Source organism: Mycobacterium sp. NPDC003449 (genome assembly GCF_053588415.1).
Window position 1 is genome coordinate 1 of sequence record NZ_JBSFPX010000134.1, and the last position, 20,967, is coordinate 20,967.

Annotated in this window: 23 protein-coding genes and 1 pseudogene; 10 read left to right on the forward strand and 14 right to left on the reverse strand. The window is 68.9% G+C overall.

Annotated features, from left to right (window positions below):
• Positions 1-657 (forward strand): 5-oxoprolinase subunit B family protein (locus ACWDTP_RS26885; protein WP_450025478.1); only part of this gene is annotated, 657 nt, incomplete at its 5' end.
• Entirely contained in the window at positions 654-1,532 is an 879-nt protein-coding gene (locus tag ACWDTP_RS26890; protein WP_450025480.1) for a 5-oxoprolinase subunit C family protein, read from the forward strand. The genes ACWDTP_RS26885 and ACWDTP_RS26890, both read left to right, overlap by 4 nt.
• Here the strand turns inward: ACWDTP_RS26890 and ACWDTP_RS26895 are convergent.
• Both ACWDTP_RS26895 and ACWDTP_RS26900 read right to left on the reverse strand, forming a co-directional pair.
• A complete protein-coding gene (locus ACWDTP_RS26895; RefSeq protein WP_450025482.1) occupies positions 1,508-1,939 on the reverse strand; it encodes a RidA family protein in 432 nt (143 codons plus the stop codon). The two genes, ACWDTP_RS26890 and ACWDTP_RS26895, sit on opposite strands and share 25 nt — an antisense overlap.
• Before the next feature lie 6 nt (positions 1,940-1,945).
• Positions 1,946-2,710, reverse strand: coding sequence for a LamB/YcsF family protein (locus ACWDTP_RS26900; RefSeq protein ID WP_450025484.1), 765 nt, complete (start codon positions 2,708-2,710; stop codon positions 1,946-1,948).
• A 106-nt stretch (positions 2,711-2,816) separates the two neighbouring features.
• Between ACWDTP_RS26900 and ACWDTP_RS26905 the strand changes: the two genes are divergently transcribed.
• Complete coding sequence (locus ACWDTP_RS26905; RefSeq protein ID WP_450025486.1) at positions 2,817-3,500, forward strand: GntR family transcriptional regulator; 684 nt, start codon at positions 2,817-2,819, stop codon at positions 3,498-3,500.
• A gap of 1 nt (position 3,501) precedes the next feature.
• Here ACWDTP_RS26905 and ACWDTP_RS26910 read toward each other — a convergent pair whose 3' ends face one another.
• Positions 3,502-4,341: a carbon-nitrogen hydrolase family protein gene (locus ACWDTP_RS26910; RefSeq protein ID WP_450025488.1), complete on the reverse strand. Its 840-nt coding sequence runs from the start codon at positions 4,339-4,341 to the stop codon at positions 3,502-3,504.
• Positions 4,342-4,474: 133 nt separating this feature from the next.
• Between ACWDTP_RS26910 and ACWDTP_RS26915 the strand changes: the two genes are divergently transcribed.
• Positions 4,475-5,026, forward strand: a complete 552-nt coding sequence (locus tag ACWDTP_RS26915; RefSeq protein ID WP_450025490.1) for an N-acetyltransferase family protein — start codon at positions 4,475-4,477, stop codon at positions 5,024-5,026.
• On the opposite strand, the gene ACWDTP_RS26920 is transcribed toward ACWDTP_RS26915, so the two are convergent.
• Together ACWDTP_RS26920 and ACWDTP_RS26925 are read right to left on the reverse strand one after the other, a co-directional pair.
• Positions 4,974-6,143: a fatty acid desaturase family protein gene (locus ACWDTP_RS26920; protein ID WP_450025492.1), complete on the reverse strand. Its 1,170-nt coding sequence runs from the start codon at positions 6,141-6,143 to the stop codon at positions 4,974-4,976. The two genes, ACWDTP_RS26915 and ACWDTP_RS26920, sit on opposite strands and share 53 nt — an antisense overlap.
• A gap of 16 nt (positions 6,144-6,159) precedes the next feature.
• A complete protein-coding gene (locus tag ACWDTP_RS26925) occupies positions 6,160-7,239 on the reverse strand; it encodes a flavin reductase family protein (RefSeq protein WP_450025493.1) in 1,080 nt (359 codons plus the stop codon).
• 71 nt (positions 7,240-7,310) lie between these two features.
• Between ACWDTP_RS26925 and ACWDTP_RS26930 the strand changes: the two genes are divergently transcribed.
• Complete coding sequence (locus ACWDTP_RS26930) at positions 7,311-8,009, forward strand: TetR family transcriptional regulator (RefSeq protein WP_450025495.1); 699 nt, start codon at positions 7,311-7,313, stop codon at positions 8,007-8,009.
• 1 nt (position 8,010) lies between these two features.
• Here the strand turns inward: ACWDTP_RS26930 and ACWDTP_RS26935 are convergent, their stop codons facing one another.
• The gene (locus ACWDTP_RS26935; RefSeq protein ID WP_450025497.1) at positions 8,011-8,781 is read right to left on the reverse strand and encodes an SDR family NAD(P)-dependent oxidoreductase; all 771 of its coding nucleotides are present in this window, start codon (positions 8,779-8,781) and stop codon (positions 8,011-8,013) included.
• Positions 8,782-8,917: 136 nt separating this feature from the next.
• Between ACWDTP_RS26935 and ACWDTP_RS26940 the strand changes: the two genes are divergently transcribed.
• Positions 8,918-9,505 (forward strand): Rv1733c family protein, encoded by a 588-nt coding sequence (locus ACWDTP_RS26940; RefSeq protein ID WP_450025499.1) that lies wholly within the window; start codon positions 8,918-8,920, stop codon positions 9,503-9,505.
• A 12-nt stretch (positions 9,506-9,517) separates the two neighbouring features.
• On the opposite strand, the gene ACWDTP_RS26945 is transcribed toward ACWDTP_RS26940, so the two are convergent.
• The 4 genes from ACWDTP_RS26945 to ACWDTP_RS26960 form a co-directional block, all read right to left on the reverse strand.
• A complete protein-coding gene (locus ACWDTP_RS26945) occupies positions 9,518-9,805 on the reverse strand; it encodes an RNA-binding protein (protein WP_450025501.1) in 288 nt (95 codons plus the stop codon).
• 37 nt (positions 9,806-9,842) lie between these two features.
• On the reverse strand, positions 9,843-10,655 hold the full coding sequence (locus tag ACWDTP_RS26950; RefSeq protein ID WP_450025502.1) for a pseudouridine synthase: 813 nt from the start codon (positions 10,653-10,655) through the stop codon (positions 9,843-9,845).
• 92 nt (positions 10,656-10,747) lie between these two features.
• Positions 10,748-12,505 carry a glycerol-3-phosphate dehydrogenase/oxidase gene (locus tag ACWDTP_RS26955; protein WP_450025504.1) on the reverse strand — a complete coding sequence of 586 codons (1,758 nt, stop codon included), beginning with the start codon at positions 12,503-12,505 and terminating at the stop codon, positions 10,748-10,750.
• Between the two features lie 20 nt (positions 12,506-12,525).
• The gene (locus ACWDTP_RS26960; RefSeq protein ID WP_450025505.1) at positions 12,526-13,941 is read right to left on the reverse strand and encodes an NAD(P)H-quinone dehydrogenase; all 1,416 of its coding nucleotides are present in this window, start codon (positions 13,939-13,941) and stop codon (positions 12,526-12,528) included.
• A 41-nt stretch (positions 13,942-13,982) separates the two neighbouring features.
• Between ACWDTP_RS26960 and ACWDTP_RS26965 the strand changes: the two genes are divergently transcribed.
• On the forward strand, positions 13,983-14,450 hold the full coding sequence (locus ACWDTP_RS26965; protein WP_450025507.1) for a gamma-glutamylcyclotransferase: 468 nt from the start codon (positions 13,983-13,985) through the stop codon (positions 14,448-14,450).
• Positions 14,451-14,518: 68 nt separating this feature from the next.
• Here the strand turns inward: ACWDTP_RS26965 and ACWDTP_RS26970 are convergent, their stop codons facing one another.
• The 3 genes from ACWDTP_RS26970 to ACWDTP_RS26980 form a co-directional block, all read right to left on the reverse strand.
• Positions 14,519-15,406, reverse strand: a complete 888-nt coding sequence (locus ACWDTP_RS26970) for a type IV toxin-antitoxin system AbiEi family antitoxin domain-containing protein (protein ID WP_450025509.1) — start codon at positions 15,404-15,406, stop codon at positions 14,519-14,521.
• Positions 15,407-15,574: 168 nt separating this feature from the next.
• A complete protein-coding gene (locus ACWDTP_RS26975) occupies positions 15,575-16,744 on the reverse strand; it encodes a M20 family metallopeptidase (protein ID WP_450025511.1) in 1,170 nt (389 codons plus the stop codon).
• Positions 16,741-17,925 (reverse strand): M20 family metallopeptidase, encoded by a 1,185-nt coding sequence (locus ACWDTP_RS26980; RefSeq protein ID WP_450025513.1) that lies wholly within the window; start codon positions 17,923-17,925, stop codon positions 16,741-16,743. The genes ACWDTP_RS26975 and ACWDTP_RS26980 overlap by 4 nt, the downstream gene beginning before the upstream one ends.
• Positions 17,926-17,972: 47 nt before the next feature.
• Here ACWDTP_RS26980 and ACWDTP_RS26985 point away from each other — a divergent pair, with 47 nt between their 5' ends.
• Positions 17,973-18,764, forward strand: coding sequence for a purine-nucleoside phosphorylase (locus ACWDTP_RS26985; protein WP_450025515.1), 792 nt, complete (start codon positions 17,973-17,975; stop codon positions 18,762-18,764).
• A gap of 1 nt (position 18,765) precedes the next feature.
• On the opposite strand, the gene ACWDTP_RS26990 is transcribed toward ACWDTP_RS26985, so the two are convergent.
• Entirely contained in the window at positions 18,766-19,311 is a 546-nt protein-coding gene (locus ACWDTP_RS26990; RefSeq protein ID WP_450025517.1) for a TetR/AcrR family transcriptional regulator, read from the reverse strand.
• Positions 19,312-19,419: 108 nt separating this feature from the next.
• Between ACWDTP_RS26990 and ACWDTP_RS26995 the strand changes: the two genes are divergently transcribed.
• Together ACWDTP_RS26995 and ACWDTP_RS27000 are read left to right on the forward strand one after the other, a co-directional pair.
• Positions 19,420-20,559 carry an FAD-dependent oxidoreductase gene (locus ACWDTP_RS26995; RefSeq protein WP_450025519.1) on the forward strand — a complete coding sequence of 380 codons (1,140 nt, stop codon included), beginning with the start codon at positions 19,420-19,422 and terminating at the stop codon, positions 20,557-20,559.
• 32 nt (positions 20,560-20,591) lie between these two features.
• Positions 20,592-20,967 (forward strand): annotated as a pseudogene (locus ACWDTP_RS27000) (hypothetical protein); the annotation flags it as partial.

Genomic DNA, 20,967 nt, shown 5'->3' on the forward strand with positions numbered 1-20,967 from the left:
TGGTCGGCGTGCGTTAGCGTGCACACCCCCGCCCATGGGTTGCCGATCCGTCGCGCCGGGGAGCGCGCCTGGTTGGTCGAGTGCCCCGCGGGCTGCTCGGCGGGCCTGGCCGCCGGCATCGCGGCCGGGCCGAACGCCCATTTGGTCCGCGACATCGTCCCGGCCGCCACCACGGTTCTGGTGGTCGCGCGGCGCCGCGCCGATCTCGGTGTCCTGCGCGAGCAGCTGCGAACCCTGAGCGCGCTGCCCGACACCGGCACCGGCACGGACTCACGGCTCATCCGCGTTCCGACCGTCTATGACGGCGCCGACCTCGACGCGGTCGCCGCCGCGACCGGCCTGACCCGCGAGCAGGTCATCACGCTGCACAGCGAAACCGTCTACACCGTGGCATTTTTCGGGTTCGCGCCCGGCTTCGCCTACCTCACGGGCCTGTCGGACCGCCTTCGGGTGAACCGTCGGCCTGCGCCCCGCCCCAAGGTGCCCGCGGGTTCGGTTGCCATCGCCAACCTGCAAACCTGCATCTATCCCGGCGCGATGCCCAGCGGATGGAATCAGGTGGGATCGGCCGATGTCGAGCTGTGGGATGTCACCGCGACACCACCGTCCCGACTGCGGATCGGTGACCGGGTGCGGTTCGAACGGGTAGCGCGGTGACCGCCACCCTGCGGATTCACGCCGCGACACCGGGGTCCAGCGTGCAGGATTCGGGCCGCCCCGGGTATATGCAGCTCGGTGTGTCACCGTCCGGGGCCGCGGACACCCGCAGCTTCGCACTGGCCAACCGTCTGGTGGGAAACCCGGAGGAGACAGCGTGTTTGGAGGTGCTGCTGGGCGGGCTGACCCTGTCGGTGTCCGAGGATCGCATCGTGGCCGTCGCGGGCGCTCACCCGCCCGTTCGGATCGACGGACGCCCGGTATCGGACGGCACCCGGTTTCATCTGCCCGCGGGCGCCGTCGTGGAATTCGGCAGACCCCGGTACGGGATCCGCAGCTATGTCGCGGTGTCCGGCGGGATCGCCGCACCGCGGTTCCTCGGCTCGGCGGCCGACGACTGCCTCGGCGGTATCGGTTCCGGAATCCTCGTCGCGGGCCAGGTTTTCACGATCGGTGCGCCCGCACCGCACTGCCCGGATGCGCCGACCGAGCTGGCGTACAGCCGGATCCCGGTCGGCCGCGCCGCGCTGCGGATGCTGTGGGGCCCGCGCGAGGATCTGTTCAGCACCGCCGATCGATACCGGCTCCGCTCCCAGTGGTGGACGGTCAGCGACCGGACCGACCGGATTGCCGCGCGGTTGACCGGAAGTCCGCTCACGATCGGTTCGACCGCGCTGCCCAGTGAGGGCATGGTGCGCGGTTCGATCGAGATACCGCCCTCCGGCGAACCGATCGTATTTCTGTCCGATCATCCGGTCACCGGGGGCTATCCGGTGATCGGTGTGCTGTGCGAGGACGATGCCGACCTGCTGGCCCAGGCCCGCCCCGGCCTGAAGGTGCGTTTCGACCCTCAGGTCCAGGACATGGTCAGCTGAACCTCGACGGGGGCGCCGCCGGGCAGTGACACCACCCCGACCGCCGCGCGGACCGGCACCGCCCCGAACCGCTGCGCCAACAGGTTCGACGCACCATCGGCCACCGCGCTGTGCGCGCTGAATTCGCTGTCGCAGCGGACGAACACCGTCAGCGAGATCGGCCGGACCAACACGGCACCTTCGGCGAGCACGTCCTCGCACGCCCGGATCGCTCGTGCCGTGGCATGCCCGGCCAGTTCGGCCGCAGCCGCGACCGCGACCGTGCCCGTCGCACCGTCGGCACTGACCGGGCCCACCGCGAGCAGCGTGTCGTCGTCGCGCGGGGTCATCCCCGCCGAGATCACCGTGTCGTTGTGTACCACCGCCGCCACATAGTGGCCTTGCGGACGAATCGGTGTGGTGGTCATGTGTGCTCACCGCCCCCGGGCGGCGAGAACCTGGTCCATGCTGGTGATCTCGATGCCCTCCTCGGTCAGGCGGCGGTGGACCTGGTGGGCGGTCTGAACCGACTCGGCGTTGTCCCCGTGGACGAGAACCACATCGCATGGCATCGGGATCGTCGACCCGTCGACGGCCTGCACCGTTCCATCGACGGCGGCCCGCACCGCGCGGTCGGCGATCCGCTGCGAATCATGCAGCAATGCCTCGGGATGATCGCGGCTGACGGGCTGTCCGTCCGGCGCGTAGGAACGGTCCGCCATGAAGGTATAGGCAATGCGCAGGTTGGCGTTCAGCGCGGCCTTCTCCAGCTCGCCGTCCTGCGCGACCAGAATCAGCTCCGGGTCGAACGCGGCGATCGCCTCGACGAGGGCCGCGGCCACCGCATCGTCGACTCCGGCGATGTTGTCGAGCTTCCCGTGCACGTTCACATGGGCCAGGCGGGTCTTGTGCGCCGTCGCGAAGGCGTTCAACGCGCCCAGCTGGTAGAGCACATCGGTGCGGATCTCCTGCGGTGTCAGCGTGATGGCGCGCCTGCCGAACCCCTGGAGATCCTTGTATCCCGGGTGGGCGCCGATCGAGACGCCCTTGGCGAGGCAGGCTTGCACGGTCGTATCCATCACCACCGGGTCGCCGGCATGAAAGCCGCACGCCACATTGGCATCCGAAATGACCTCGAGGATCGATTCGTCGTCGCCCATGCGGTAGTTGCCAAAGCTCTCGCCGATATCGGCGACCATCGAAACCACGGCCATCGTGTAACCTCTTTCCGTTCGCTCCGCAGGTTATTCTGTATACAGCGTACAGAGATCGGTAGGCTGAGTGAACCCGGCGAGGAGGGCGAGTATGGCCGAACGGATCATGCCCGAGATCAGTTGGCGCAAACAGGACTGGGCCTATGCTCAGGTGCGCGACTGGATCATCTCCGGCGAACTGGAGCCGGGCACGCGCATCGACCAGGAGGAACTCGCCGGCCGCATCGGTATCAGCCGCATCCCGCTGCGTGAGGCGCTGGCCCGGCTGATCGGCGAGGGGTTTCTGTCCGATGCGCCGCACCGGCGTCTCGTCGTCACCGAACTGTCCATCTTCGACGCACGGGATATCTACTGCGGACGCAGGAATCTGGAGTCCGCGCTGGCCGGTGAGGCCGCCCGCAACGCCGCGGCCGCCTCCGAACAGCTCCAGCAGGTCGCCGCCACCCTGGCGCAGGCGGAGACCCTGCTGGACCGCGGCGACGCCGCCGAGTTCCGCTCGCTGGACCGGGCCTTCCATGAAGGTATCTATGCCATGGCCGATATGCCCAAGACATTCGGCGCGGCCAGCGCGATGTACGGGATGAGCGAGCGCTACGTCCGGTTCTACCTCAGCGACGGATCCCGCATCGCGACGTCGCACGCCGAGCACGTCAAGATCTTCAAGGCGGTCAAATCCGGTGACGCCGACTCGGCGTCCGAACTGACCTGCAGCCACGTCGCCACCGGTCTGGCCCTGCTGGAGGCCCGGCTGGTCGCCGCGCCCGAAAGTCCTTGAGCTACAGGGGTTGGACCAGTTCGTCGTAGAGCTCGGGGCGCCGGTCCCGGAAAATCGTCATCTGGGCGCGCTCCTCGATGAGCCGGTCCCGTTCCAGCACGGCGTGGATGATCTCGTCCTCGCCACCCGCGGCGGCCAACAGCTCCCCCACCGGATTCGCGATTGCGCTGCAACCGAAGAACTCGATGTCGTTGTTCTGCCCGGTCCGGTTGCACGACACCGCGAACATCCGGTTTTCGAAGGCCCGGGTCGAGGTGAGGTTGTGCAGGATCCGGCCGTCGTTGGAGAAGTTCGGCATATTCCACAACATCACCAGGATCTCGGCCCCCTTGAGGGCGTAGGTCCGGGTCAGCTCGGCGAATTGGTTGTCGTAACAGATGCCGATCCCGATCGTCCCGAGATCGGTGTGGAATACGCCGTTGCGGTTGGCCGGGATGAAGTAGTGCTTCTCGAATCCGGGGATGTGGACCTTGCGATGGACACCGCCGATGCGCCCACTCGGCTCCACCAGAACCGCCGAGTTGTACAGCGTTGCCGGGATGGTGGGATGAGCCTCGGCCATCCCGGCGATGATGTAGACGCCGTGCCGGGCGGCCAGTTCGCCGAGGGCGTCGGTGAACGCGCCGGGGATGCGCTCGGCACATTTCATGTACTGGGCGCCGAACACCTTGTCGCGGCCGCGGATGTAGCCGATGTTGGACAGCTCCGGTAACACCACCAGATCGGCCCCGCGCTCTTTTTTGGCCGTCGCCACCGCGGCGCCGATTCGTTCGAGGTTCGCACCGGAATCGAAGAGCGAGATGTCGGTCTGAACCGCAGCCACCACGACGTTTTCCTTCATGAGTATACAGAATACATTTAGCGGGTGACGGCGTCCAGGTCGGGGCCGGGCCGGGTCGAGTGGCCAACTGTGACACCCGAACTCGCGGATTTCGGCGGAAAGTGGCCACTCGGTCGCTGAGTTAGGGTGATCCATGGAAAACATCCGCCCGACGTCACCGGATGATCTTGACGCGATCGGCGCGATCTACGCCCATCACGTGCGGACCGGTGTCGCCACGTTCGAGCTGACGCCACCGGACCGAGCCGAATGGGACCTCAGGCTGGCGACCGCCCAGGAACGCGGATTACCCTTTCTCACTGCGGTATTCGACGGCGTGGTCGTCGGCTACGCATACTGCGCGCCGTGGAAGGCCCGGCCGGCCTATGCGCACACCGTCGAGAATTCGGTCTACCTGGCTCCGCACTCCGCCGGCCGGGGCATCGGCGCACTGCTGATGCGCGCCCTGCTGGACGGCTGCGCATCGGCCGGCATCCGCGAGGTGATCGCCATCGTTGCCGACACCGACGACGCGGCCGCCTCGTTCGCTCTGCACCGCAAATTCGGTTTCGCGGAAGCCGGGCGGCTGCGTTCAGTGGGTTTCAAGCATGGACGGTGGCTGGACACCGTGCTGCTGCAATGCAGCCTCGCCGTCAGCAGCGAACCAGCGCGGGCTCGGGCTGCGGTTCCACCTGTGGTTCCCTGACGACCGGCTCGGGGTCGTCACCTCCACCACCCCACGGGAGGGCGAGCCGCACGATCTTGCGGACCACGGTGCCGAACTGCTTGTACAGCGGGCCGGTGTTGTAGGGCAGGCCGTAGCGCTCGCAGATCTCGCGGACCTCGACCGCGATCTCGGCGTGCCGGTGCGCCGGGATGTCCGGGAAGAGGTGGTGCTCGATCTGGAAGGACAGGTTGCCACTCAAGATGTGGAACCACTTGCCGCCGGTGAGGTTTGCCGACCCCAGCAGCTGGCGGAAATACCACATGCCGCGGGACTCGTTCTCGGTCTCCTCGATCGAGAACTCCTGGGTGCCCTCCGGGAAGTGCCCGCAGAAGATGATCATGTAGGACCACACGTTGCGCGCCAGGTTCGCGGTCATGTTGCCGGCGAACACCAGCGGGGCGAACGGCCCGGCCAGCAGCGGGAAGGCCACATAGTCCTTGAGCGTCTGCTTCTTGGTCTTGGCCCAGATCCCCCGCAGCACATCCTTTTTGTCGGCGATGCTGATCTCTCCGGCCCGGATCCGTTCGGTCTCCAGTTCGTGCAGCGCGACACCGTACTGGAACAGCACCATCAGCAGGAACGCGTAGACCGGGTTGCCCAGGTAGTACGGCGACCACTTCTGGTCCTCACTCATCCGCAGGATGCCGTAGCCGATGTCGCGGTCCATGTCGACGATGTTGGTATAGGTGTGGTGCATGTAGTTGTGCGAGTGCCGCCACTGGTCGGCCGGGCACGCGGTATCCCACTCAAAAGCCTTGCTGGAGATGGCCGGATCGCCCATCCAGTCGTATTGACCGTGCATGACGTTGTGGCCGATCTCCATATTGTCGAGGATCTTCGAGATCGCCAGCATGGTGGTGCCGGCCAACCAGAACGGCGGGAAGATCGACCCGAACAACAGCACCCGCCCGCCGATCTCGAGCTGACGCTGGGTCTTGATGACCTTGCGGATGTAGGTGGCGTCGCGCTCGCCGAGGTCGGCGATGACGCGCTCGCGGATGGCGTCGAGCTCGGCACCGAAGGCGTCGGCCTGCTCGGGGGTCAGGCTGTAAATCTTCTCCGGGCGAGCGGAGCGACGGGAAATATTCTCCGACATGACAGGTCCTTTCAGATCAGAGGTCGATGTCCACGTCACCGACGGGGGCGGTGACGCAGATCTGGATGTCTTCGCAATCGCCGGTCGACACCGCGCCGGTGATCAGGTTGCGCACCACCCCGCGGGTCTTGAACCGCGTGCAGCTGTGGCAGATGCCCATCCGGCATCCGCTCTCCGGGCTCAGCCCGGCGGCTTCGGCCTGCACCAGCAGCGGCTGACCGTCATCGGTCGCCGTCACGTCGCTGTCGATGAATCTGACCGTGCCCCCGGTCGACCCGGCGGGGACGGTGAACGTCGGCGGGACGAAACTTTCGGCGTACGCGCCGGGGCAGAGCTCGCGGACCGCCTCGATGAGCGCCTGCGGTCCGCAGACGAACACCGCATCGGGTGCCAGTCCGCCGAAGGCGGCGGCGAGGTGGGCCGGGCCGAAACGGCCGTCGAGGTCGGCACCGTCGGCGGTCCGGGTGTAGCCGTGCAGCACCCGGACACCGGCCGTGCGGATGGCGTCGAGTTCGTCGCGGTAGCAGGCCTCGTCGGCACCGCGCGCGTAGTGCACGAAGGCGAGCTCCCCGGTGAACGCCTGTGCACGCAGGGTCCGCAGCATCGACATCACCGGGGTGATGCCGCTGCCGCCGGAGACGAACAGGATGCGGCGCGGCAGCACCGGCGGCAGGACGAAATCACCGCCGACCGAGTCCAGCCCGAGCACCATGCCCGCATACGCGTGGTCGCACAGGTAGGTCGACACCAGGCCACCGTCGTGGCGCCCGATGGTCAGTTCGACGTAGCGGGCGCCTTCGGCACTGGCCGGCGAATAGCACCGGGTGCGGCGCCGTCCGTTGATCTCGACGGAGAGGTTGATGTGCTGGCCGGCCCGGAATCCGGCGAACGCGCCGTTGGGCTCCAGGGTCAACGTGACGCTGCGCGGCGTCTGTCGCCGTACCGCGACCACCCTGGCGCGGGCGTCGCCACGCGTCCAGGTCGGTTCGACCAACTCGGTGTAGCGGTCCACCCCGTGCGGGCCGGTCAGCAGGTTCACCAGCCGGGATTCGGACACCCGCCGGCGCACGCCTGCCGTCAATGTTTCGGTGAACATGTGTACACCATGCGCCGGATCAGTGCGATCTGTCAACGCCAAAATCCCAGGTTGTGTTAGGCTTCACAAGAGTGAACAGACGTACGCCCAGTTCCCGAACATCAAGCTCCCGAACGCGACGATCCGAGTCGCGTTCGCGTGATGCGCTGTCCAGGGACGAGCGCAAGGAGGCCACCCGGCGGGCGATCATCGCCGCCGCGCTCAAGCTTCTCGAGGACCGCAGCTTCAGCGCACTCAGCCTGCGCGAGGTGACCCGCGAGGCCGGCATCGTGCCCGCCGCCTTCTACCGGCACTTCGACTCGATGGACGCCCTGGGCCTGGTGCTGATCGACAAGTCGTTCCGGTCGTTGCGCGATATGTTGCGCGGCGCCCGGGCGGGCAAGCTCGACCCCGCCCACGTCATCGAATCCTCCGCCGAGATCCTGATCGGCAGCGTCGACGAGCGCCGCGAGCACTGGCGGTTCATCGCTCGCGAACGCAACAGCGGGGTGTCGGTGCTGCGTTACGCGATCCGCACCGAAATCCGGTTGATCACCTCGGAACTCGCGATCGACCTGGCCCGCTTCCCCGGGCTCAAGGACTGGAGCAGCGAGGACCTGAACATCCTGGCGATCCTCTTCGTCAACGCGATGATCTCGATCGCCGAGAGCCTCGAAGACGCCGGAGACGCACAATCGGTCGAGGACATCCATCGGATCGCGGTCAAACAACTGCGGATGATCGCGGTCGGCGTCCAGGGCTGGCACGGCGCGGATCACCCCCAGGCCTGATTCAGCGCGGCGTCCCGCCCCCGTCGACGATCACGGCCTGGCCGGTGATGTAGCTGCCGGCGTCCGAGCACAACAGCAGCGCGGCGCCGACCATCTCGTCCGGGGACGCGAGACGCTTCATCAGGGTCCCGCCGACCATGTGGTCGATCGCCTCCGGCGGGTTGTTGCGCATCATGTCGGTGTCGACGGGTCCCGGCGCCAACGCGTTCACCCGGATCCCGAGCGGGGCGAACTCGGCGGCCATCGACCGCGTCACCGACATCAACGCGGCTTTGCCCGACGCGTAGATGGTCAGGGTCGGCGCGAAGTTGAACGCCCCCACCGACACCATGTTCAGCACCGCCGCGTGGGAACTGGCCGTCAGCTGCGGTAACGCGTGCTGGACGAGGAACACCGGTCCGCGCAGGTTCACCTCGTAGGACTTCGCCCAGGCCTCCGGGGTCATCCGGCCCAGCGGCTGGGCCAGCGCATTGGCGGCGTTGTTGACCACCACGTCGATCCCGCCGAACTCCGCGGCCGTGCGGTCCACCAGTGCGGCCAGCGCATCGACGTCGCCGCTGTGCGTCGGCACCCCGATCGCCGCACCGCCAAGACCCCGAAGATGCTCGGCCGCGGCCTCGCAGGAGTCGGCTTTGCGGCTGGCCACCGCCACCCGCGCCCCGGCCAGAACGAACGCCTCGGCCAATGCGAGCCCGATTCCGCGGGTCCCGCCGGTCACGATGACGACGCGATCGGTCATGTCGAAAAGGCGGTCAAATCGCTGACGATCCACGCCGTAAGTAGAACACGTTGCAGTTGCGCCGAGTGTGACGTTCGCCTCCAGAAGGCCCTGCTGGCTGGCCTGGCTTCTACCACAGTGTCAGCATGGATATGTCGTTGTAACAAGTTAGAAACTTAGAAACAAGGTGATGGGGGTGTCTGTGTTCGGCCGGTGGTGGGTGCTACGCGCCCTGGGGGGAAATCCGCTCGTTCGGCGCATCGATCGCACCGAGGCAATCGCGGTGCTGCTCGCCATAGCTGTCGCCGTCCTGGTGATCCCCTCCGCGGTAGGCATCGGTGAGGACGCCTACGGCGCCAACCGACGCACGGCCATCGAGCAGGAACACACCCGCACGCCGGCCCAGGCGACCGTGGTGTCCAACAGCGAACCGACGGTCGACGGAGCCCCCGTCAGCATGGTCAAGGTCAAATGGACCTACGCGGGCTCGGAACGCACCGGGATGATCGGACCCTCACGGTCGGTGCGCGCCGGTGACCACGTGCAGATCTGGCTCGACCAGCAGGGCCGCCGGGTTCCCGCGCCGATCAGCGAGTCGACCGCCGCCGCGTACGCGATCGGCGCGGCCGTCGCGGCGTGGCTCGGCACGGTCGTGCTGTGCGTGCTCGCGATCGCGGGGATGCGAAGGCTACTGAACCACTACCGATTCCAGGCCTGGTCGTCGGACCTTCGGGAGCTGCTCGACAGCGGCGACGGCCGGACCAAGTGGCCGATCTGACCGCACCGGCCGCTACACGCACCCGCTGACGCTGATCCGGCGGCCGACATTGGCGCACACGCTGACGTTCGGCGCCGGAGGCGGTGGCGGTACATAGGCGGGCGGCGGCGCGCCGGGTGGTGGCGGCGGGGCCAGCGCGTCGTTGAGTTCATACAGCGGATCCGAGCAGCCGCTCACGTCGAAATGCCGGCCCCCCACCGAGCCACAGACATTGGCCCCGGCCGTCGGCGCCACGGACACCCCACCGGCACACAGCATCACGGCGGCGATGGCCGTGAGGTACGACCTGAATTTACGCACACGATAATGCTGCGCCATCCGGCGCGGCGGCGCGCGATTATCGCGGATTCGGTGCGGCGCGACCGCTCACGAACCGGCGCGGCAGGCCGCTGATCGGGTCGTCGAATTCCAGGCTGTGCGCCAGCAACCGCAGCGGCGTGCTGAAGTCGTCCGGCGCGACGTCGGTCACCGTGGGATAGAACGGATCCCCGGTGATCGGCAACCCGATCGAGGCCAGGTGCACCCGCAGCTGATGGGTGCGCCCGGTGTGCGGGGTGAGCCGGTACAGCCCGTCCGCCAGCGCCTCCACATACGTTTCGGCGTTGGGTTCGCCGGGCTCTTCGACCGCCTGTAACCGACCGCGGTGTTTGACGATCCGGCTGCGCAGGGTCGCGGGCAACGCGACCGTGGACGCACCGGCCGAGTGGGCCAGGTAGGTCTTGCGTACCGCACCGCGGGCGAACAGCGTCTGATAGCGGCCGCGGAGCTCGCGCCGCACGGTGAACAGCAGCACCCCCGCCGTGAGCCGGTCCAGCCGGTGCGCGGGCGACAGTTCCGGCAGCTCCAACTCACGGCGCAGCCGGACCAGCGCGGTCTGCGCGATATGGCTGCCGCGCGGCATGGTGGCCAGAAAGTGCGGCTTGTCGACCACGACGATGTCGTCGTCGCGGTAGAGCACCGGCAGGTCGAACGGCACCACCACCTCGTCGGGCAACTCCCGGTACAGGTAGACATGGGCACCCGCGGGCAGCACCGCCGACTCGTCGAGCACCGAGCCGTCGGCCGAGAACACCTCGCCCGCACGGACTTTCGCACCCGCCCCGAAACGTCGCTCGAACTCGTCGACCAACCGGCCGCCGTGCACCCGCACCCGCGCCGGGCCCAGCCCGTCCCGAACCGGAAGCGGCGCCGGGAGCCTCGCCCTGCGACGGGGCGCTGCGCTCCCGCCTTCGGGGATCCGGCTCAATCGAGTGGCACGGGCTCGAGGATCTCGGCCCGCGCCTCGGGCGCGGCCTGACGCAGCGCGTCGGCGGACTCGTCATCGGGTTGCTGCTGGGAACGCACCTCGGCGTCCACCCGCGCGATGTAGGTGGACACCTCACGGTCGACGTCGGCGGCGCTCCATCCCAGCACCGGGGCCACCACCTCGGCCACCTCACGGGCACAGTCGACCCCGCGGTGCGGGTATTCGATCGAGATCCGCATCCGTCGGGCCAGGATGTCCTCCAGATGCAGGGCGCCCTCGGCCGCCGCCGCGTACCAGGCCTCCACCTTGAGGTAGACCGGCGCGTCGGTGATCGGTTCCAGCAGGTGGGGCCCGGCTCCGGCCTGTTCACCCGCCGTGGCCAGCACCTCGCCGATCAGCGCGCCGTAGCGGTCGAGCAGGTGGCGCACCCGGTAGGGATGCAGACCGTAGTGCCTGCCGACGTGTTCGGTCTGGTTGATCAGCGCGAAATACCCGTCGGCACCCATCAACGGCACCTTCTCGGTGATCGACGTCGCCACCCGGGTCGGCACGAACTCCGCGGCCGCGTCGATCGCATCGGCGGCCATCACCCGGTAGGTGGTGTACTTACCGCCCGCGATCGCCACCAGGCCGGGCGCCGGAACCGCGACGGCGTGCTCCCGGGACAGCTTGGAGGTCTCCTCACTCTCCCCGGCCAACAACGGCCGCAGCCCGGCATAGACGCCGTCGATGTCGTCATGGCCGAGCGGGGTGGCCAGCACGGTGTTCACATGGCCGAGGATGTAGTCGATATCGGCCTTGGTCGCCGCGGGGTGCGCCAGGTCGAGATTCCAGTCCGTATCGGTGGTCCCGATGATCCAGTGCGTGCCCCAGGGGATCACGAACAGCACCGACTTCTCGGTGCGCAGGATGACCGCGACCTCGCTGACGATCCGGTCGCGGGGCACCACGATGTGCACCCCCTTGGAGGCCCGCACCCGGAACCGGCCGCGCTCCTTGGACAGCGCCTGGATCTCGTCGGTCCACACCCCGGTCGCGTTGACCACCACATGCCCCTGCACCTCGGTGACCGCGCCGTTCTCCGAGTCGCGCACCTTGACCCCGGTGACCCGGTCGCCCTCCCGCAGCAGCGCCACGACCTGTGTCGAGGTCCGCACCACGGCACCGTAGTGCGCGGCGGTGCGCGCCACGGTCATGGTGTGGCGGGCGTCGTCGACGACGGTGTCGTAGTAGCGGATACCGCCGACCAGGGAGCTGCGCTTGAGCCCCGGCGCCAGCCGCAACGCCCCGGCCCTGGTCAGATGCTTTTGCGCGGGAACGGATTTCGCGCCGCCCAGCTGGTCGTAGAGAAAGATCCCGGCCGCCACGTAGGGCCGCTCCCACCACCGGTTGGTCAGCGGGAACAGGAACGGCAACGGTTTGACCAGATGCGGCGCCAGCGTCGTCAGCGACAGCTCGCGCTCGTGCAGCGCCTCGCGGACCAGCCCGAACTCCAGCTGCTCCAGATAGCGCAGGCCACCGTGGAACATCTTCGAGCTGCGGCTGGAGGTGCCGGACGCGAAGTCACGGGCCTCGACCAGCGCAACCTTGAGCCCGCGGGTGGCGGCGTCGAGCGCGGCGCCCGCGCCGACGACACCGCCGCCGATCACCACGACGTCGAATTGCTCACTACCGAGTTGTTCCCAGGCTTGCGCCCGTTGTTGCGGCCCGAGGAGGGTTTGCCCGTCGCCCGGTGCAGAGATCGGGACAGTCACGGTCTAAAGGCTACGTGGCGTCAGTCCAAATCGTCGTGCGCCATCAGCTGACGCGCCGCCTCGGTGATCGATCCGGACAGCGACGGGTACACCGAGAACGTCTGGGCCAGCTCGGTGACCGGGATGCCGTTCTGCACGGCCAGCGCGATCGGCAGGATCAGTTCCGAGGCGATCGGCGCGACCACCACCCCGCCGATCACCACACCGGTCGCCGGACGGCAGAAGATCTTGACGAAGCCGTGGGTCAGGCTCGACATCTTGGCGCGGGCGTTGGTGCTCAGCGGCAGCGTGAGCGTGCGGGCCGGCACCGATCCGTCGTCGATCTTGGCCTGCGGGACGCCGACCGCGGCGATCTCGGGCCGGGTGAACACCGCCGCCGCGACGGTCCGCAACCGGATCGGGGCGACCGCCTCCCCCAGCGCGTGATACATCGCGATCCGGCCCTGCATCGCCGCCACCGACGCCAGCGGCAGCAGCCCGGTGCAGTCCCCGGCCGCGTAGATGCCGGGGACGGAGGTCCGCGAGACCCGGTCGACGCCCAGATAGTTTCCCGGGCCGAGCTCGATACCGACCCGGTCCAGGCCGAGACCACCGGTGTTGGGCACCGAGCCGACGGTCATCAGGGCGTGGCTGGCGTCGACGGCGCGGCCGTCGGTCATCGTCACCCGCACCCCCTGGTCGGTGCGGGTGACCGACTCGGCCCGCGCGTTCTTGACCAGCGTGACGCCGCGTTCGGCGAACACCTGCTCCAGCACCGCGGCCGCGTCGGAGTCCTCGTGCGGCAGGATCTGATCGCGGCTGGCCACGACGGTCACCGTGACGCCGAGTTCGGTGTAGGCGTTGACGAACTCGGCGCCGGTCACACCGGAGCCGACCACCACGAGATGCTCGGGCAGGATGTCGAGGTCGTAGAGCTGACGCCAGTTCAAGATGCGTTCACCGTCGGGCTCGGCGTTGGGCAGCACCCTGGGGCTGGCGCCCGTCGCGATCAACACCACATCGGCGGTGAGCTGCTGGACCCGGCCGTCGGCACCGGTGACCTTGATGCGGTGATGGGCCATCCCCGGCACGTCGTCGATCAGCTCACCACGCCCGGCGATGACGTCGATGCCTTCGCTGCTCAGCTTTTCGGCAATATCACCGGACTGCGCGGCCGCCAGGTCCTTGACCCGTTCGTTGATCTGAGGCAACAAGATCTTCGCTTGCTCCAGATCCAGCGTGTAGCCCAGGTTGGGGGCGCGGCGGAGTTCGGTGCGCACGCCCGTCGATGCGATGAACGTCTTGGACGGCACGCAGTCCCAGAGCACACAGGCACCGCCGATGCCGTCGCAGTCGACAACGGTGACGCTGGCGACCTCGGGTCCACGGGCCGCGGCGACCAGGGCCGCCTCATAACCGGCGGGGCCGCCGCCGATGATCACGATGCGGGTAACCACGGGACCAACCTAACGAACTTCGCGGATTAAGCTGTCTTACCGTGCCGCTTTACGCCGCGTATGGCTCGAACATGCATCCGGAGCAAATGCTCGAGCGCGCCCCCCACTCGCCGATGGCGGGAACCGGGTGGCTGCATGGCTGGCGGCTGACCTTCGGCGGCGAGGACATCGGCTGGGAGGGCGCACTGGCCACCGTCGTCGAGGATCCACTCTCGAAGGTCTTCGTGGTGCTCTACGACATGACGTCGTCGGATGAGCAGTCGCTGGACCGCTGGGAGGGATCCGAGCTCGGGTTCCACAAGAAGATCCGGTGCCGGGTGGATCGGCTGTCCTCGGATACCACCACCGATCCCGTGCTGGCCTGGCTGTACGTCGTCGACGCGTGGGAGGGCGGGCTGCCGTCGGCGCGTTATCTCGGGGTGATGGCCGATGCCGCCGAGATCGCCGGGGCACCGTCGCAGTATGTGCACAGTCTGCGCACCCGTCCCGCCCGCAACATCGGCCCCTAACTGTCTGCACCGCGAGCGTGCGTGTCTGTTGCCCGGCGCGCCGCGTTTCGTCAGCAGTCGGCGCACCCTCACGCCGCCCGAGCGTGACTCAACTGCTCATTGATCCGCGCCACCAGCTCCCCGTGGCGGTGCCGTACGTCCTCGAACACGATCCCGATGACGGTCCAGCCGACATCCATCAGGGCCGCGGTACGCCTGCGGTCGTCGCGCAGCGCGTCGGGATTGCCGTGCCAATCGAGGCTGTCGTATTCGACCGCGACCCGTCGGTGCGGCCAGGCGAAATCAAGCCGCCTGAGCTGGCCGCTGCCGTCGATGACCTCAAACTGCAACTCAGGAACCGGCAGACCGCCGTCGAGCATGACCAGTCGCGCCTCACTCTCCATCGGCGATTCCGCCCTTTCGTCGGCCAGTGCAATCAGATTCCGAACGTTGACGATGCCGCGCCGGCCCGCTTGCGCGATGGCAGCCCGCCACAGTCCGGAGCGTGTGCACGTTCCGCTACGCAGCGCGGCGTCCAAGGTCGCCAGAGCCCGCGGACGACGCAATGCACGAGCCACCTCGATGGCCGTCCAGGCAGGCGCCGTGACATACCGGCCACCGACGACCGTCAACGGAGCACCGTCGCGACGGTGAACTACCAGCCCGTCCGCCGAGCGCATCTGGCCGCAGGGCGGATTGAGGATGTGCAGGTCCGGTGGCCCCTCCGTGTCGAATCCGTGCAGCGCCGCCGCGGTGCCCAGGCACACCGCAACCTTGCGGCCAGCCGACAGGTCGAGTCCGCGGAGACGCAATCCATCGGTCGGCTCGCCGACACAGTAGATTCCCTGCCAAATGCGTTCCAGTGCACCACTATCCACGGCACGATCGAACGCGTGCCGGGTAATCAGCCCGAGAATCTGTGCACTGGTGGCAACGCCACCCTGGGTATCGAAGAGCGCGGCGAGTTGAGGGTTCATATCGATGAGCGTCGACGCCGCAGCGGTCTTCCGGAAGGCGGTCAGTGCGAAATTGTGGATGCATCACGCGCTGTGGATAACTGAGCGGCCGAGTCGCGGCCCGCGAAGGTGCGCGAAGTGCCGGCAAAACTCGGCGCGCCGGGCAACAGACACGCACGCTCGGCAAAACTAAGAGGCGGCGACGATGTTGACGAAGGTGCGCACGCCGATCGCAAGCGCCCGCTCGTCCAGATCGAACGTGGGCTGGTGCAGGTCGAGTTGCGGCCCCTGACCGCTCCAGACCCCGAGTCGGGCCATCGCGCCGGGCACATCCTCCAAATACCAGGAGAAGTCCTCGCCGCCCCCGGACTGATGGGTGTCGGCGAGCGTATCGGGGCCGACCGCCTCGACGGCGTGGGTGAGGATCCGGGTCGACACCTCCTCGTTCACCACCGGCGGCACTCCCCTGCGGTAGTTCAGGCTGTGCTCGATGTTCAGCGGGGCCAGCAGCGCCGTAACCGTTTCCTCGACAATGGATTCCAGCGTCAGCCAGGTGTCGCGGCTGGCCGTGCGGATGGTGCCGGCCAGGGTGCCGATCTGCGGTATCGCATTGGCGGCGACGCCGGCGTTGACCGCGCCCCACACCATCACGGTGTCGTGGCGCGGGTCGATACGCCGCGACAGCACGCCGGGCAGCCCGGTGATCAGGGCGCCGAGGCCGTAGACCAGATCGCCGGTCAGATGCGGGCGCGAGGTGTGCCCGCCCGGCGAATGCAGGGTGATCTCGATGGAGTCGGCGGCCGAGGTGATCGGACCCGGTTTGGTGGCCACCCGCCCCACCAGCAGACGCGGATCGCAGTGCAGTGCGAAGATCCGCGACACCCCGGCCAGCACCCCGGCGTTGATCGCGTCGATCGCGCCACCGGGCATCAGCTCCTCGGCGGCCTGGAAGATCAACCGGACCCCGACCGGCAGTTCCGGGGCCGATACCAGTGCGAGGGCCGCCCCGAGCAGCACCGAGGTGTGGGCGTCGTGACCGCAGGCGTGCGCGACATTGGGCACGGTCGACGCGTACGACGCGCCGGTGCGGTCGGCCATCGGCAGCGCGTCCATATCGGCGCGCAGCGCGATGCGCGGGCCGTCCTCGGGCCCGAAATCGCAGATCAGGCCGGTGCCGCCGGGCAGCACCTTGGGGTTGAGGCCGGCATCGGCCAGATGACGCGCGACGAACTCGGTGGTGGCGAACTCCTGGCGGCCCAGCTCCGGATGGGCGTGGATGTGACGCCGCCACGCCACCATCTCGTCGTGGTGTTCGTCGAGCCAGCGCCCGGCGACCGCACCCAGATCCGCCGCGCTCATGACGCCGCCCGCCGGGTCTGCGCGGCCAGCACGCGGTTACGCTCGGACGGCGTTTCGGCGAGCCGAACCACGGTGCGCGCCAGCATGATCGCCCCCTCGATGACGGCCGTGTCGGCGCTCGGCCCGGCCGCCGCCGCGGTGAAGCCGGGCTGATGGATGGCGGCCCCGCCCGAGTCGATCCCGATCACCGGATGGATGCCCGGCATCACCTGGGTGACGTTGCCCATGTCGGTGCTGCCGAGCGGCACCCCGGCCTCGACGCCGGCGGGCAGCGGCTCACGGCCCAGCCGCACCATCTCGGCGCGCACGGTCTCCGACAGCCACGGGTCGGGCACCAGTTCGGCGTAGGCCGGCGCGGTATCGGTCACCGCAAACTCGCAACCCGTCGCCAGCGCCCCGGCCTGGAAGCAGCCGGCCATCCGGCCCTCCAGCTCCCGCAGCGCCGCCAGGTCGGTGGCCCGCATCGTGTACCGCATCTCGGTCCGCCCTGGGATGACGTTGGTCGCCTCACCACCGTGCGTGACGATGCCGTGCACCATCTGCCCCGGCAACAGCTGCTGGCGCAGCAGCCCGATGGCCACCTGCGCGACGGTGATCGCGTCACCGGCGTTGACCCCGAGATAGGGCGCGACCGCCGCATGCGATTCGCGGCCCGTGTAGCCGACCGTCACCTCCGACAACGCCAGCGAGCGGGCCGCGGCGATGTCCACCGGCCCCGGGTGCAGCATCACGGTGGCGGCGATGTCGTCGAACACTCCGGCGTTGAGCAGCAACACCTTTCCGCCGCCCAGTTCCTCGGCCGGGGTGCCGAGCAGGACGACGGTGAGGCCCAGCTCGTCGGCGACGTCGGCCAGCGCCAGCGCGGTGCCGACGGCCGAGGCCGCGATGATGTTGTGCCCGCAGGCGTGACCGATCCCGGGGAGTGCGTCGTATTCGGCGCAGATGCCGACCACGAGCGGCCCGCTGCCGTAGGAGGCCCGGAACGCCGTGTCCAGTCCGCCGGGGGCGGCGGTCATCTCGAAGCCGTACTCGGACACCATGGCCTGCGTCTTGGCGGCGCTGCGATACTCGGCGAACGCCAACTCCGGCTCGGCGTGGATCGAATGGGACAGCTCGACGAGGTCGCCACGGCGCCGGTTGACGGCGTCCTCAACGTTCAGCGACGCGGTGGCGGTGGGCATTCCCGCAGTATCTCACCACGGTCGGACGGGCGTTAAGCTCGGCTGTCGTGACCGATCCGCACGCCGCGTCCGAAGCCGCAGCAGCCATCGCCGACCGGACCGGCGTCGAACATCACGACGTCGCCGTGGTCCTCGGTTCGGGCTGGGCGCCCGCCGTGGCCCGGCTCGGCGACGCGGTGGCCGTCGTCCCGATGGCCGAACTCCCCGGCTTCACCCCGCCCAGCGCGGCGGGCCACGGCGGCCAGGTGCGGTCGGTGCGGATCGGCGCCCACCGGGTGCTGGTCCTGGTCGGCCGCATCCATGCCTACGAAGGGCACGACCTGCGCCACGTCGTGCATCCGGTGCGCGCGGCGGCCGCGACCGGGGTGCACACGGTGGTGCTGACCAACGCCGCGGGCGGGCTGCGCGAGGACTATCGGGTCGGCCAGCCGGTGCTGATCAGCGACCATCTCAACCTGACCGCCCGGTCCCCGTTGGTCGGTGCGCAGTTCGTCGATCTGGTCGACGCCTACGCGCCGCGGCTGCGGGCGCTGGCCCGCGAGATCGATCCGGAGCTGGCCGAGGGGGTCTACGCCGGGCTGCCCGGCCCGCACTACGAGACGCCTGCCGAGATCCGGATGCTGCGCACCCTCGGCGCCGACCTAGTCGGCATGTCGACGGTGCACGAGACGATCGCGGCGAGGGCGGCCGGAGCCGAGGTGCTGGCGATCTCCCTGGTGACCAACCTCGCCGCGGGCATGACCGGCCTGCCGCTGAGCCACGACGAGGTGCTGGAGGCCGGCAGGCAGTCCGCGACCCGGATGGGTTCGCTGCTGCATTCGGTGATCGAGCGGATCTGAATCAGCCGACCAGGTAGCGCTGCAGGGTGGGGCCGATCCAGTCGACCACGGTCTGTCGGTCCATATCCACCAACGGCGGAAACGCCAGCACGTAGCGGCACAACGCCAGGCCGAGCACCTGCGAGGCCGCCAGGCTGGCCCGCGCCGGGGTGTCGGCGGCCGCCCCGGTCAGTTTGGCGATGACCGGCGCGAGTTGGCCGGCGAAGATCGTCCGCATCCGGTCGGCGACCGCCGCATTGGTGACGCCGGCCCGCAGCAGGATCAGCAGCGCCTCGTCGCGTTCCCAGCGTTCGAGGAAATGGGCGGCCAGCGCGGTGCCGATGTCCTCGCGGGGAACCTCGGCGAGGTCGGGTAGCTCCAGGTCGAATTCGGCGGCGGCGGCGAACAGCCGTTCCTTGTTGCCGTAGTAACGCATCACCATCGACGGGTCGATCCCGGCGTCGGCGGCGATCGCGCGGATGGTGGCCCGTTCGTAACCGTCGGCGGCGAAGCGCTCACGCGCCGCGGCCAGGATGACGGACTTGGTTTCGGCGGCCGGTCGTCTCATGCCAACAAGTGTAGGCCAACAAGTGTTGACAAGCCTCCCGCGCCCGCCTACCTTGAAGTCAACACACGTTGGCCAACAGTTGTTGACAACCCGATCGAAGGAGTCGAGATGCAAACCACCACCACTGACGTCCTGATCGTCGGAGCCGGTCCGGTCGGGCTGACCGCCGCGATCGTGCTGACCCAGCTCGGACACGATGTGACCGTCGTCGACGGCCAGGCCGAAGGCGCCAACACCTCCCGCGCGGCCGTGGTCCACTCCCACACGCTCGAGCTCCTGGAGCCCTACGGCGTCGTCGACCAGCTGGTCGCCCGCGGCGTGCACACGCCGACCTTCGCCATCCGCGACCGCGACGAGTTGCTCATCGGGGTCCCGTTCGGCGACCTCCCCACGCGCTACCCGTACACGCTGATGATCTCGCAGGCCGATACCGAGGCCTTCCTGCTCAACCGGCTCGAAGAACTCGGCGGGAAGGTCGTGCGCCCGGCCACCGTGACCGGGATCCGGCGGCGGCCGACCCACGCCGAGGCCACGTTCGCCGACGGCGGGCGGATCGAGGCGCGCTACCTGATCGGCGCCGACGGCATGCACAGCACGGTCCGCGAGCAGGCCGGGATCGGGTTCAGCGGCGGCGAGTACAACGAGTCCTTCACCCTCGCCGATGTCCGGGTGTCCGGCGGCGTGCCCGCCGACGAGGTCATCCTGTACTTCTCGCCGGGCGGGCTGGTGGTCGTCGCACCGTTGCCCGACGGGCTGTACCGCATCGTCGCCACGGTGGATGACGCCCCGCAACACCCCGATATCGCGTTCGTGCAACGCCTCCTCGACGAACGCGGCCCGGTGGCGGCGCCCGTCGTGGTCGAGGAAGTGGTGTGGGGTTCGCGGTTCCGGGTCCACCACCGCATCGCCGACGCGTTCCGCGACGGCCGCATCCTGCTCGCCGGCGACGCCGCCCACGTGCACTCCCCGGCGGGCGGGCAGGGCATGAACCTCGGGATCGAGGACGCCGTCCGGCTCGGCGAAAGCCTGTCGCGGGTGCTGAGCGGCGGGCCCGAAACCCTGCTCGACGACTACGCGCAGACCCGCAGGCGCACCGCGGGCCGCATCGTCTCGATGACGGGCCGGCTCACCGAACTGGCCACCGCGCGCCGCCGCACCCTGCGCAACCGCGTCATGCGGATGGCCGGGGCGCTGCCCCCGGTGCGCCGCGCGCTGGCATGGCGGCTGTCCGGCCTGGACCGGCGCTGACCACCGAAACCGACACAGAGATAGGAAAACCCATGAAACTCGTCAACGGCGAACTCGCCGTCACCGCCCGCCTGGACCGGCCGACCGACAACGGATTTCTGCTTCTGGCGGCCGAGATCGGCCGTTGGGCCGGGCCGCTCACGCTGCCGTCGCGCACCCGGCGCCGGGTCATCGCCCGGCTCGCCGAACTGGCGCAGGCACTGACCCGTCGCGACGACGTGACCGAGGTCGTCGTCTTCCGCGGCGCGTTGCGCCCGCCCGGCGAGGGATCGGATCTGCTCGAGCAGGTCGGCGTTCGGCCGGCCCGATATGACGTCGTGGTCCTGGTCCGCACCACGAGCACCGACGCGGTCGAGGACCGCGCCCTGCTGGCCCGCTCGGCGTCCTCGCGCTGCCTGGCCGCCTATA

Bases quoted from the DNA above. Each gene is read 5' to 3' on its own strand.
- ACWDTP_RS26895 (WP_450025482.1), bottom strand. From the start codon at position 1,939: ATGACCACCACACCGATTCGTCCGCAAGGCCACTATGTGGCGGCGGTG.
- ACWDTP_RS26900 (WP_450025484.1), bottom strand. From the start codon at position 2,710: ATGGTCGCCGATATCGGCGAGAGCTTTGGCAACTACCGCATGGGCGAC.
- ACWDTP_RS26905 (WP_450025486.1), top strand. From the start codon at position 2,817: ATGGCCGAACGGATCATGCCCGAGATCAGTTGGCGCAAACAGGACTGG.
- ACWDTP_RS26910 (WP_450025488.1), bottom strand. From the start codon at position 4,341: ATGAAGGAAAACGTCGTGGTGGCTGCGGTTCAGACCGACATCTCGCTC.
- ACWDTP_RS26915 (WP_450025490.1), top strand. From the start codon at position 4,475: ATGGAAAACATCCGCCCGACGTCACCGGATGATCTTGACGCGATCGGC.
- ACWDTP_RS26920 (WP_450025492.1), bottom strand. From the start codon at position 6,143: ATGTCGGAGAATATTTCCCGTCGCTCCGCTCGCCCGGAGAAGATTTAC.
- ACWDTP_RS26925 (WP_450025493.1), bottom strand. From the start codon at position 7,239: ATGTTCACCGAAACATTGACGGCAGGCGTGCGCCGGCGGGTGTCCGAA.
- ACWDTP_RS26940 (WP_450025499.1), top strand. From the start codon at position 8,918: ATGGGGGTGTCTGTGTTCGGCCGGTGGTGGGTGCTACGCGCCCTGGGG.
- ACWDTP_RS26970 (WP_450025509.1), bottom strand. From the start codon at position 15,406: ATGAACCCTCAACTCGCCGCGCTCTTCGATACCCAGGGTGGCGTTGCC.
- ACWDTP_RS26975 (WP_450025511.1), bottom strand. From the start codon at position 16,744: ATGAGCGCGGCGGATCTGGGTGCGGTCGCCGGGCGCTGGCTCGACGAA.
- ACWDTP_RS26980 (WP_450025513.1), bottom strand. From the start codon at position 17,925: ATGCCCACCGCCACCGCGTCGCTGAACGTTGAGGACGCCGTCAACCGG.
- ACWDTP_RS26990 (WP_450025517.1), bottom strand. From the start codon at position 19,311: ATGAGACGACCGGCCGCCGAAACCAAGTCCGTCATCCTGGCCGCGGCG.
- ACWDTP_RS26995 (WP_450025519.1), top strand. From the start codon at position 19,420: ATGCAAACCACCACCACTGACGTCCTGATCGTCGGAGCCGGTCCGGTC.